We start from the raw sequence: 10,880 nt of genomic DNA on the forward strand, positions 1-10,880 counted from the left end.
CCCGCTCCGTTCAGACCGCCGCGACCCGTCGCTGGCGCACGACGGAGTACTGCAGGGTGTTGGGCTGCAGCATCGCGTCGAAGCTGATCGGCTCGCGCGCCGGCTGCAGGTCGAGCAGGGCGTGGATCGCGAAGCGCAGGCCGCCGGCGCTGCGCGCGTGGTTCTCCAGCGCGACCCGGACGCTGTGCAGGCGCGGCTCGTGGCGGGCGATGGACTGCTCCAGCGAGCGGCAGATGGCCGCGCGGTCGAACGCGTTGGCCAGGCTCAGGGCGGAGAAGTCGCGCAGGCCGAAGGTCATCAGCGAGCGCTGGCACTGCGGGAAGGACTTGAGTTCGTCTTCGGTGAAGGCGGCGCGGCTGTTGAGCAGGCCTTCCAGGTCGCGGGCGACCGATTCCTTGTACTGGTCGACCGAGATCGACTTGAAGATGCGTCCGGCCGAGGGCGACTTGGGCTCGTCGTCGAACAACTTTTCCAGCAGGCTGGGTTCGAATCCCTTCATCTCGCGTTTCCTGTCGTCGGCCGGCGCCTGCCCGGGAGAAAGCCGCGGCCGTGCATCCATTGCATCGCTTCGGGCGAGCGGTACGGCGCGGGTCGTGCCGGGAGCGGCTGCGCGGTGGTCGCGCCGCGGCCCGGTAGCTCGCCGGTCGAGGCGGCACGATCCGGTCCCGATCCGCTCGCCGCCGGCCACACGCGCCGGCAACGCCCGTCGCTCGCCTCGCCCAGGGCCGGCTTCGAAGCCGAAGCCGCGCCTTGCGGCGGGTCCAACGTAGAACCGGCAGCGGAAACTCCGCCGCCGGCCGGTTTGCATCGTCCAAAGGCGCGGCATCCGCAAGGACGCCGCACCTCCGACAACCTCGAACCTCAGCTCGCGGTGTACTGAGGGGTGTTCTTCGACCAGCTGTACTGGAAGGTGCTGTTGCCCTTCGGGCCGCCTTCGATGCCCTGCGCGGTGTAGGTGTCCTTCATCGTCGCGATCGACAGCTGGATGTCCTCCATCAGCAGGCCGTTGCTGCCGACGTAGGTGCGCACCTTGCTGACGACGATGTTCATCGCCTCGAACACGCGGTAGTTGATCGCCTTGCCGTCCTTGCCGTCGGCGCGGCGGACGTTGACCGTCATCTTGTCGAGGGTCGAACCGTTGGCCGCGGCCTGCAGGAACGCAGTCGAGGACAGATCGGCTTCCTTGACGATGTTGATCGTGGAGATCTCCGAACGCGCGGCGGTGTGGCCGCCGGTCGAGGAGCCGGTCGCAGAGCGCGGCTGGACGACCTCGAAGTGGAAATCGAGCAGCTCGATCCAGTCCTTGTGATCGTTGTCGCGGGACTCGCCCTTGAACGGACCGATCTTGAGGAAAATGCTGGGCTTCTGCTTCAGTTCTTGGTTGCCATTAGACATAAATAGGTTCCTTATCTTCCGTGAGACAGTTGATGGTGCCGAAGGCTTTCGGCATTGGTTTGGAATAACAGCCAGGTGTGTTGCCAACTGCGGATAAGTACGGCTATTAGGGCTCCCTGCCCTTTACCACTCGCCGGGGGCGATGCTCTAACCCTTCTTGGCCCCCGCCGGAAGTTCCGCGACCAGACGCAAGGACACCGACAGCTCGTCGAGCTGGAAGTGCGGCCGCAGGAACGCCACCGCGCGGTAGACGCCGGGACGGCCCGGCACCTCCGATACCTGGATCGCCGCTTCGCGCAACGGGTGCTCGGCCTTGGCGTCCTGGGTCGCGTTGTCGTCGAGCAGCACGTACTGCGCGATCCAGCGATTGAGGAAGTCCTCGACGTTGCCGGCCGAAGCGAAGCTGCCGATCTTCTCGCGCATCATCGCCTTGAGGTAATGGGCGATGCGCGACACCGCGAACATGTACTGCAACTGCGCCGATAGCGACGCGTTGGCGTTCGCCGAGTCGGTGTTGTACTTCTTCGCCTTCTGCGACGACTGCGCGCCGAAGAACGCGGCGTAATCGGTGTTCTTGCAATGCACCAGCGGGATGAAGCCCAGGTCGCTGAGCTCCTTCTCGCGGCGGTCGGTGATGGCGACCTCGGTCGGGCACTTCAGCGCGACCTCGCCGTCGTCGGTACGGAAGGTGTGGGTCGGCAGGTCCTCGACCAGGCCGCCGCCTTCCACGCCGCGGATCGCCGCGCACCAGGCGTAGTCTTCGAAGGCCTTGGTCAGGCGCGCGCCGAACGCGTAGGCGGTGTTGCACCACAGGTACTTGCTGTGGTCCTGGCCGTCGACTTCCTCGACGAAGTTGAAGCCCTCCACCACCGTGCCGTCCTTGGGGTTGTACGGCAGGCGGCCGAGGAAGCGCGGCAGGGTCAGGCCGACGTAGCGGCTGTCCTCGGAGTCGCGGAACGACTTCCACTTGGCGTATTCGACGGTGTCGAACACCTTGGCCATGTCGCGCGGCTTGCCCAGGTCGGTGAAGGTCTCCAGGCCGAACATTTCTTCCGACGCGGCCGAGATGAACGGCGCGTGCGCGGCGGCGGCGACGTGCGACATCTGCTCGACGAAGTACATGTCCTCGGCCTGGCGGCCGATGTAGTAGTCGCCGAGCAGGGCGCCGAACGGCGAGCCGCCGAAGGTGCCGAACTCTTCCTCGTAGACCTTCTTGAACAGCGAGCTCTGGTCGAAGTCGATCGCCGACTTGAAGTCCTTCACCAGCTCGCGCTTGGGCGCGTTGAACACCTTGATCTTGAGCTGGGTGCCGGTGGAGGTCTGCGAGCACAGGTAGTGCAGGCCGCGCCAGGAGCTTTCCAGCTGCTGGAACTGCGGCGCGTGCATGATCGCGTTGAGCTGGTCGGAGATCAGCCGGTCCAGCTCGGCCACGCGCGCGTCGAGGGTCAGGTTGAGGTTGTCGGAGACGACGACCGTGCCTTCCAGCACCTCGCGCGCGAGCTCGGAAATGATGTCCTTGGCGCGCTCGTGCTCGGCGGCGGACTTGGCGACCTTGCTCTTCTCGACGATCTGGTCGAGCAGGCCGAGTTCCTCGGTACCGGCGGCGGCGGCGCTGGCGCCGGCGGCTTGCGTAGCGTTCATGCTCACTCCTGCCCTTCCGGCTGGGCGCCGAGCTTCTTGAGTTGCTCGGTGTTGTTCAACACCTCGTTGAGCAGGTCTTCCAGCTTCTCGTTGCCGGCCAGCTTGTTGCGCAGGTCGGCGAGCTTGGTGCGCGCCTCCAGCAGCTTGCGCAGCGGATCGACCTGCTGCACCACCGCTTCGGGGCGGAAGTCTTCCATCGACTTGAAGTTCAGCTCGACGCCGAACTCGCCGCCGGCGTCGCTGATCTTGTTGGGGACGCGGTAGACCGCGCGCGGCGCCATGCCTTCGAGCACTTCGTCGAAGTTGTCCATGTCGACGTTGACGAACTTACGGTCCTTGATCTTCGGCTGCGGGCCTTCCTGCTTGCCGCTGAAATCGCCGAGCACGCCGACCACGAACGGAATCTCCTTCTGTTCGATCGCGTCGCCCTTCTCGACGTCGTAGGTCAACTGGACCCGCGGCGGCCGGATCTTCTGCAGCCGCTTCTGAATGCTTTCCTTCTTGGCCATCACATCTTCTCCGTGACATGTAGCGCCCGACCGTTTTCGACTGCACCCGCGACCGTCGCGGCCGGGTCAGTTGAACGGGTTGTCGTCCTTGGGCTGAGCGGCCGCGGGCTTGGCGGGCTTCTTGGACGGACGCGACGACGCCGGCTTGGGCTGCGGGCGCGGCGTCGGCTTGGACTCTTCGCCGAGGACGAAGTCGCGGCCCATGGTGTTGCGCATGGTCGTGGCGAGATCGCGGGCTTCCTTCTGCGCGGCGTCGGACACCAGCGCGCCGCTGCTCTGCAGGCGGTTCAGCGACTTCGACGCCACCCGCAGCCCGCTCACGGTGAGCACGCTGTCGGCGATCTTGTCGTTGGGATCGCGCTTGAGCGCCTCTTCGGCGGCGACGATCGCGCGGCCGTAGTTGCCGGCGTCGAACTGCAATTGCGCGCTGCGCAGCCACGGTTCCTTGCGCGTCGGATCGGCCTGGGCGGCCGCGTTGAAGCCGACCAGCGCCTGTTCCATGCGGCCGGCCGACAATTCGGCTTCGGCGTTACGGAGCAACGCGTTGTAGTCGTTGGGCGATTTCTTGGTGCCTCCGCCGCTGGCGCAAGATGCCAACGCAGTCGCAAAAAAAATGGCCATCAGCCATCGGTTCGCGGAGGTGGGGGACAGGTGTCTCATGGGGCTGTACTCTCCTTGTCGGCGCGCATGGTGCAAGGTGCAGACGTCGCCCGATTCCAGTCGCTGGCGAGTCCTATCGATGCACCTTCGCCCGGTATAGTAGCCTTTATCACGGTCGTCAAGCTGGCCGTGGCATTAGTATCTTTCTTCATGAAGGCCTTCACGCTGGCGGCAGGGGACGGCGGGTTGGGGATGGCCCCTGTGCAAGACGATATGGAGCAGGACGCTTATGGACACCCCCCGCCTTTCGCGCATTCAGCATGGTCGCCCGTCACGGTTTCTCCTCGTCTTCGCTCTAGGGTTCGCGCTCGCGGCCGGCGGTTGTTCGGCGCCGGGCGGCGTCAAGCAAGCCATGGGCAAGAGCATGGAAGCCTTCGGCCTGAAGAAGCCCGCCGCGCCCGATCCCAACGTCGAATACGCGGTTCCGCTGCGGCTGTACGCGGGCGAAAACCTGAACGCCGGCGCCGAGAAGAAATCGCTGGCGCTGGTCGTGCGCATTTATCAGCTCAAGGACATCCAGCGTTTCGAACAGGCGCCGTTCGAGGCCTTCCTCGACGAGAAGCGCGAAAAAGAAGCACTGGGCGGCGACCTGATCGAAGTCAACGAAATCCTGATGACGCCGGGCCAGCGCCACGAGGTGCAGCAGAAGATGCCCGGCGCGGCCAGCCACCTGGGCGTGGTCGCGTTGTTCCGCAGTCCGGCGATGAGCCGCTGGCGGTTTTCCTTCGACGGCCGCAAGGCGGTCAAGGACGGGATCACCATCGGCCTGCACGCCTGTGCGATGACCGCGACCGACACCGCCGCGCTGACCACGGTGCTGTCGTCGCCGGCCAATTCGCTGTCCTCGACCAACTGCACCAAACCCGGTCGCTGAACGGGGCTCCGCGACGGCCGGCGACGGTCGAAACCGGGCTCGGATGAGTTGTAGTAACCTCGGCTGGCCCGCCTTCTGGATGGAAGGCGGCGGGCGTTGACGAACCAGCGCCGTCCGCTGCGCAACCGCGCCGCGGCGGCCGCTCCACCCGCCGGTCGCGGGTCGTGGGCGCGGTTCGTCCCGACAGTCGTCATCAATGGATTGCAAGAGGCGCGCATGAGTCGGATGTCCAAGATCTTCTGGGGTGAAGGCCTGTTCCTGCGCCCGCAACACTTCCAGCGCCAGGATGCGTACCACGAAGGCCAGGTGCGCGAGATGTCCTCGGCGCTGCACCCGTACGCATGGGGCCTGCGCCAGGCGCGCTTCGACGTGCAGAGCCTGGCCAGCGGCACGCTGCGCGCGCTGCAGCTGTCGGCGATTTTTCCCGACGGCGAGAGTTATGCCGCGCCGGGCGACGACGAACTACCCGAGGCGGTCAGCCTCGCCGACCTGCCGGCCGGCGTGCAGTCGACCACCATCCACCTGGCCCTGCCGCTGCTCAAGGAGCACGGCGGCAACTGCGCCGAAAGCGCGGCCGCGGCGCGCTTCACCCAGCACAACCAAGTCACGCTCGATCTGTATACCGACGCGGCCGAAGCCGAGCTGGCCTACCTGCGCAAGAGCGTGCGCCTGCTCACCGACGACGAACCGCGCGATCCCTACGTGACCGTGCCGGTCGCGCGGGTGCGGCGCACGCCGACCGGCGGGTTCGAACTCGACGAGGCGTTCATGGCGCCGTCGATCAGCGTGTCCGCGTCCGCGCAATTGCACACGCAGCTGCGCCGCCTGCTCGATTCGCTGCAGGCCAAGACCGATGCGCTGTATGGCCTGCACCGCGAACCGTCGCAGCACATCATCGAGTTCCGCTCCGGCGACATCGCGTCGTTCTGGCTGCTGCACACCGTCAACAGCTCCTTCGCCGCGCTTTCGCACCTGTTCCGCCATCCCGGCCTGCACCCCGAGCGCCTGCACCAGGAACTGTCGCGGCTGGCCGGCTCGCTGCTGACCTTCTCCAAGATCTACGGCCTGGGCGATCTGCCCGCGTACTCGCACGCCGATCCCGAAGCCGGGTTCGAGCGTTTGTTCGAGATGATCCGCGAACTGCTCGACACGGTGATCTCCGCGCGCTACTTCCAGATCGCGCTGACCGAGGTCAAGCCCTCGTTCCACCTGGGCCGGCTGGATTCGCAGCGCATCGACGAGAAGTCGGTGTTCTATCTCGGCGTGGCCGCGGACATCCCCGGCCCTGAACTGATCCAGACCGTGCCGGTGCGGTTCAAGGTCGGCGCGCCGGACGACGTCGAGAAGTGCGTGCTGTCGGCGCTGCCCGGAGTCAAGCTCACCCATGCCGGGCAGGTGCCGGCGGCGATCCCGGTGCGTCCGGGCAGCTACTACTTCGCGGTGGAACCGCGCGGCCCGCTGTACGAGCGCATGATCAAGTCGCAATCGCTGATGATCTACGTGCCGGCCGGCGTGCGCGATCTCAAACTCGAACTCATCGCCCTGATGCCATGAACTATCCCCAGCCCCCGATTCCCCAAGGCATGCCGTCGCTGGGCCCGAGCCAGTCCGCGCCGGCGCCCGCCAGCGCGCCCGCGCGCAGCCTGCTCGACCTGATGTCCGACGGCTTCTACCTGCTGATGCTGCTCAAGCGCGGCCAGCTGCCGAGCGCGGAAGCGCCGTTCGTGGAATCGATCAAGCGTTTCCTCGACGGCACCGAGCGCGGCGCGGTCAAGCTCGGCATCGGCACGGAAGACGTCTACGCGGCCAAGTACGCGTTCTGCGCCGCGCTCGACGAAGCGATCCTGTCGCAGCCCTCGGACCTGCGCGAGGAATGGGAACGCAATCCGCTGCAGCTGCGTCTGTTCGGCGAACATCTCGCCGGCGAACACTTCTTCGACCGGCTCGAACAGCTGCGCGCGCAGGGCGCGCCGCGGCTGCCGTCGCTGGAGGTCTACTACTACTGCCTGCTGCTAGGCTTCGAAGGCAAGTACCGCCTGGAAGGTCCGGAGAAGCTCGGCTACCTGACCGCGCGCCTGGGCGACGAGATCGCCTACCTCAAGGGCAAGCGCGCGCCGTTCGCGCCGCATTGGGCGCCGCCGGACCGGATCCAGCACGCCTTGCGCCGGGTCACGCCGATCTGGGCGCCGGTCGCGGTCGTCGGCATCGGCGCGGTGCTCGCCTTCCTCGCCTTCAGCACGCTCGCCGCACGCGATACCAACCGGCAACTGGCCCAGTACAACGACGTGGTGCAGATGCCGGCCGATACAGCGCAGTTGACGATCACCCTGCCCTGACGTCCAACCCCCAGGTGCTACGGATATGGATATCCCCACGCTCGAACCGATCCGCACGCGGGGCTCGCGCCCGCGGCGTGCGCACGCGCCGGTGGCGGTCGCCGTCGCGCCCGCTCGCCGCCTGAGCGGCGGCCGCGACGCCATCGCGGGAGCCGCCCGCCATGACTGATCCCTACAGCCCCTTCGCCCTGGGCGGCACCGCCGCCGCGGCCGCGGCGCCAGAACTGGCGCGGTTCGCCGAGACCTCGGCGCTGGCCGACGAGCTGATCTCGATGGCGCGCTCCGGCGGCGACACCACCGCGCTGTCGGACGAGCTGATCACGATGGCGCGTTCCGCGCTGCCGGACATCACCCGCGACATGCCGGCGGTCGAAGTCGCCGCGTCGGCGATCGAGACCGAAGGCCTGCTCGGCAAGCTCGCCGCCGCCGCGCCGGTCGCGGCGATGGTGCTGCAATCGCTGCAGCGCGGCGCCAGCCGCGAGACCGTCGCCAAACAGCTCGCGCCGCGCGCCTTGCAGGCGATGGGCGTGCCGACCTCGCTCGCGGACATGGCCGATGTCGCCCTCCCCGCGCAGGGCGGGCTGCCGGGCCGCGCCGCCGGCGTCGCGGCACAGGCGCTGTCGCCGCAGTCCTTCGACCCCGGCGACGTCGCATCCGATCTCGCGCGCTACGTCCCGTCCGACCTGCCGCTGTCCGTTCCCGCGCACGACGCGCCGCTCGCGCGCCAGGCCGAATCGCTGCTGCGTTCCACGCCGCAAGCCGCGCGCGCGCTGGCGTCGCGCTTCGTCGGCGGCCAGCACCTGGTCGAGATCGAGACCGCCCTGCCCGGCGCGTTCCTGGTCGAACGCTTCCACGGCCAGGAGGCGGTCTGCGACAGCTTCCGCTTCGAGATCGACTGCATTTCCACCGCGTCCGCGCTCGACACCGCAGCCCTGGTCGGCGAGCCGCTGACGCTGCGCCTGCAGCGCGCCGACGGCTCGTACCGGCACTGGCGCGGCCTGTGCAGCCAGGCCGCGCCGCTGGGCGGCGACGGCGGCTATTCGCGCCACCGGCTGACCCTGGAACCGTGGCTGGCGCTGCTGAAGCTGCGCCGCAACGCGCTGATCTTCCAGGACCGCGACGCGCTGGAAGTGCTCGAACGCGTGTTCGCCGACTATCCGCAGGCCGCGTGGCGCTTCGACGTCGCCCGCAGCCTGCCCAAGCCCGCGATCACCACCCAGTACCGCGAGAGCGACTACGACTTCGCGCTGCGCCTGCTCGCCGACGCCGGCCTGGCCTGGCGCTTCGATCACGCCCAGGGCGAAGACGAGGAAAACGCGGCATCGGCGCAGGGCGACGGCGGCCACACATTGGTGATCTTCGACAGCCAGGCCGAAGTGCCCGCGGCCTCGCCCGGCACGCTGCGCTTCCACCGCACCGCCAGCACCGAAAACGAAGACGCGATCGGCCACTTCAGCGAACTGCGCCAGACCACGCCCGACGCGGTCGGCACCGCCAGCTGGCAGGCCGAGCAGGTCGAGGCGCTGTCGGCCAGCGCCCTGGGCGATCCGGCCGGGCCGAACCTGCCGCGGCGCGAGGTCTACAGCGTGCCGCGCAGCAGCCGCTACGCCGAGCGCGACCACGCCCAGACCACCGCCGAGCTGCGCCTGGACGCGCTGCGCCTGCCGCAGCGCCTGCACGCCGGCAGCGGCAGCGGCCGCGGCGTCGATGCCGGGCGCGCGTTCACCCTGAGCCAGCACGCCGACCTGTCGGGGCAGGCGTTCGTGCCGCTGCGGGTCGAGCACCTCGCCGCCAACAACCTGACCTCGAACGCGGTCGCGATCCTCGACGCGTCGGGGCTGGAGCGCGGCAGCTACCGCAACCGCTTCCTCGCCGTGCCGCTGGGCACTGCGATCGTGCCGCTGCCGCGCCCCAAGCCGATCGCGCCGGGCGCCCAGACCGCGCGCGTGGTCGGCCTGGCCGATGCCGCCAACACCGTCACCCGCGACCACCAGGTGCGCATCCAGTTCGCCTGGCAGCGCGGCGCCGCGCCGACCTACGGCGGCGCCAACGAAACCGGCTCCGGCGCCTATCCCGACGGCCACGCCCCGGGCGACGAAACCTCCGGCACCTGGGTCCGCGTCGCCGAGTGGCTGGCCGGCCCGAACTGGGGCAGCCACGCGCTGCCGCGCATCGGTGCCGAAGTCCTGGTCGAGTTCCTGCACGCCGACATCGACCAGCCGCTGGTCACCGGCCAATTGTTCAACGGCGAAGTCGCGCCGCCGTTCGCGGCCGGCCAGGACTCGCCGGCCAACCACATCGGCACCCTCAGCGGCCTGCACACCCAGTCGCTGGACGGCAGCGGCCGCCAGCAGTGGGTGGTCGACGACGCCCCGGGGCAACTGCGCCAGCGCCTGCACACCACCCTGGCCGACAGCCGCCTGGAACTGGGCTACCTGATCCAGCACGGCGACGCCCAGCGCGGCGCGCTGCGCGGGCAAGGCTTCGACCTGGCCACGCTGGGCTGGGGCAACCTGCACGCCGCGCAAGGCGTGCTGCTGTCGACCACCGCGCGCGCCAACGCACGCTCCACCCAGTTCGACATCGCCGAGGCGGTGGCCCAGCTCAAGGGCGCGCAGAACACCGCGCAGGCGCTCAACGACGCCGCCGCCCAGAACCAGGTGCCCGCGCTGCGCGGCAATCCCGAACAAGCCGCCTTCCTCGCCGCCGTCGACGCGCAGCAGGACGGCAAGTACGACGGCGATGTCGCCGGCCAGCCGGCCAGCAAGCCCAGCGGCGAGGGCCGCGACGGCGGCGACCCGGTCGAGCGCTTCGCCGCGGCGATGCTTGTCGCCGAGTCGCCCGACAGCCTGGCCGCGACCACCCCGGCCAGCGCGCTGGCCTACGCCGGCGGCCACAGCCACTTGACCGCACAGGACGACGCCCACTTCGCCGCCGGCCAGACCTTCGCCGCGGTCAGCGGCGCCCACAGCGCCCTGTACGCGCAACAAGGCCCGCTGCGCGCGATCGCCGCCGCAGGCCCGGTCAGCGTGCGCGCCCACGTCGGCACGCTGGAACTGCTCGCCGACCAGTCCGTCACCGTCACCGCCACCGACGAACGCATCGACGTACTGGCCAAGCAGAAGATCGTGCTGCAGGCGGGACAGACGCGGGTCACGCTCGAGGGCGGCGACATCACTTTCGAGTGCCCGGGGAACTTCACGGTCAAGGCGGGGATGCATCCGTTCAAGGGCGGCGGCAGCGATGCGGCGGAGTTGGCCAAGCTGCCGGATTCGCGGCCCAAGCGCTTCAGCGAAGGCTTCTTGCTGCACGATCGCCAGACCGGCGACCCGCTGGTCAATCGCGCATACCGGATCGTTCTGGCCAACGGCGACATCGAGGAAGGCGTCACCAACGAGAAGGGCCAGACCCATCTCGTCATGACCGCCGCCGAAGAGATACTGAGAATCGAGATCGAGGACTGAC

At 68.6% G+C, this 10,880-nt stretch carries 9 protein-coding genes; 4 read left to right on the plus strand and 5 right to left on the minus strand.

The window, feature by feature from the left end; all coding sequences use genetic code 11:
* Nucleotides 1–10 precede the first annotated feature (10 nt).
* The 5 genes from tssE to RDV84_RS04120 form a co-directional block, all read right to left on the minus strand.
* Complete coding sequence (tssE, locus tag RDV84_RS04100; RefSeq protein WP_057946045.1) at nucleotides 11–499, minus strand: type VI secretion system baseplate subunit TssE; 489 nt, start codon at nucleotides 497–499, stop codon at nucleotides 11–13.
* A 362-nt stretch (nucleotides 500–861) separates the two neighbouring features.
* Nucleotides 862–1,395, minus strand: a complete 534-nt coding sequence (locus tag RDV84_RS04105; RefSeq protein WP_057946044.1) for an Hcp family type VI secretion system effector — start codon at nucleotides 1,393–1,395, stop codon at nucleotides 862–864.
* 147 nt (nucleotides 1,396–1,542) lie between these two features.
* Nucleotides 1,543–3,036 carry a type VI secretion system contractile sheath large subunit gene (tssC, locus tag RDV84_RS04110; RefSeq protein ID WP_078998026.1) on the minus strand — a complete coding sequence of 498 codons (1,494 nt, stop codon included), beginning with the start codon at nucleotides 3,034–3,036 and terminating at the stop codon, nucleotides 1,543–1,545.
* Between the two features lie 2 nt (nucleotides 3,037–3,038).
* Entirely contained in the window at nucleotides 3,039–3,545 is a 507-nt protein-coding gene (gene tssB / locus RDV84_RS04115) for a type VI secretion system contractile sheath small subunit (protein ID WP_057946042.1), read from the minus strand.
* A 66-nt stretch (nucleotides 3,546–3,611) separates the two neighbouring features.
* Nucleotides 3,612–4,085: a tetratricopeptide repeat protein gene (locus RDV84_RS04120; protein ID WP_241833772.1), complete on the minus strand. Its 474-nt coding sequence runs from the start codon at nucleotides 4,083–4,085 to the stop codon at nucleotides 3,612–3,614.
* A gap of 349 nt (nucleotides 4,086–4,434) precedes the next feature.
* Between RDV84_RS04120 and tssJ the strand changes: the two genes are divergently transcribed.
* The 4 genes from tssJ to RDV84_RS04140 all read left to right on the plus strand — a co-directional run bounded on the left by tssJ (nucleotide 4,435) and on the right by RDV84_RS04140 (nucleotide 10,879).
* Entirely contained in the window at nucleotides 4,435–5,079 is a 645-nt protein-coding gene (tssJ, locus tag RDV84_RS04125; protein WP_309152568.1) for a type VI secretion system lipoprotein TssJ, read from the plus strand.
* 225 nt (nucleotides 5,080–5,304) lie between these two features.
* A complete protein-coding gene (gene tssK / locus RDV84_RS04130; protein WP_309153678.1) occupies nucleotides 5,305–6,633 on the plus strand; it encodes a type VI secretion system baseplate subunit TssK in 1,329 nt (442 codons plus the stop codon).
* Nucleotides 6,630–7,415, plus strand: coding sequence for a type IVB secretion system protein IcmH/DotU (gene icmH, locus RDV84_RS04135; protein ID WP_057946039.1), 786 nt, complete (start codon nucleotides 6,630–6,632; stop codon nucleotides 7,413–7,415). Before tssK ends, icmH begins: the two co-directional genes overlap by 4 nt.
* A gap of 161 nt (nucleotides 7,416–7,576) precedes the next feature.
* On the plus strand, nucleotides 7,577–10,879 hold the full coding sequence (locus tag RDV84_RS04140; RefSeq protein WP_309152570.1) for a type VI secretion system Vgr family protein: 3,303 nt from the start codon (nucleotides 7,577–7,579) through the stop codon (nucleotides 10,877–10,879).
* Nucleotide 10,880: the final 1 nt, after the last annotated feature.

Origin of the sequence: Lysobacter yananisis, from assembly GCF_031199375.1 — a bacterium.
Lineage (GTDB): Bacteria > Pseudomonadota > Gammaproteobacteria > Xanthomonadales > Xanthomonadaceae > Lysobacter > Lysobacter yananisis.

Excerpts from the sequence above, each read along its gene's own strand:
- tssJ (WP_309152568.1), top strand. The coding sequence starts at position 4,435 with ATGGACACCCCCCGCCTTTCGCGCATTCAGCATGGTCGCCCGTCACGG.
- tssK (WP_309153678.1), top strand. The coding sequence starts at position 5,305 with ATGTCCAAGATCTTCTGGGGTGAAGGCCTGTTCCTGCGCCCGCAACAC.
- icmH (WP_057946039.1), top strand. The coding sequence starts at position 6,630 with ATGAACTATCCCCAGCCCCCGATTCCCCAAGGCATGCCGTCGCTGGGC.
- tssC (WP_078998026.1), bottom strand. The coding sequence starts at position 3,036 with ATGAACGCTACGCAAGCCGCCGGCGCCAGCGCCGCCGCCGCCGGTACC.
- tssB (WP_057946042.1), bottom strand. The coding sequence starts at position 3,545 with ATGGCCAAGAAGGAAAGCATTCAGAAGCGGCTGCAGAAGATCCGGCCG.
- RDV84_RS04105 (WP_057946044.1), bottom strand. The coding sequence starts at position 1,395 with ATGTCTAATGGCAACCAAGAACTGAAGCAGAAGCCCAGCATTTTCCTC.
- tssE (WP_057946045.1), bottom strand. The coding sequence starts at position 499 with ATGAAGGGATTCGAACCCAGCCTGCTGGAAAAGTTGTTCGACGACGAG.
- RDV84_RS04140 (WP_309152570.1), top strand. The coding sequence starts at position 7,577 with ATGACTGATCCCTACAGCCCCTTCGCCCTGGGCGGCACCGCCGCCGCG.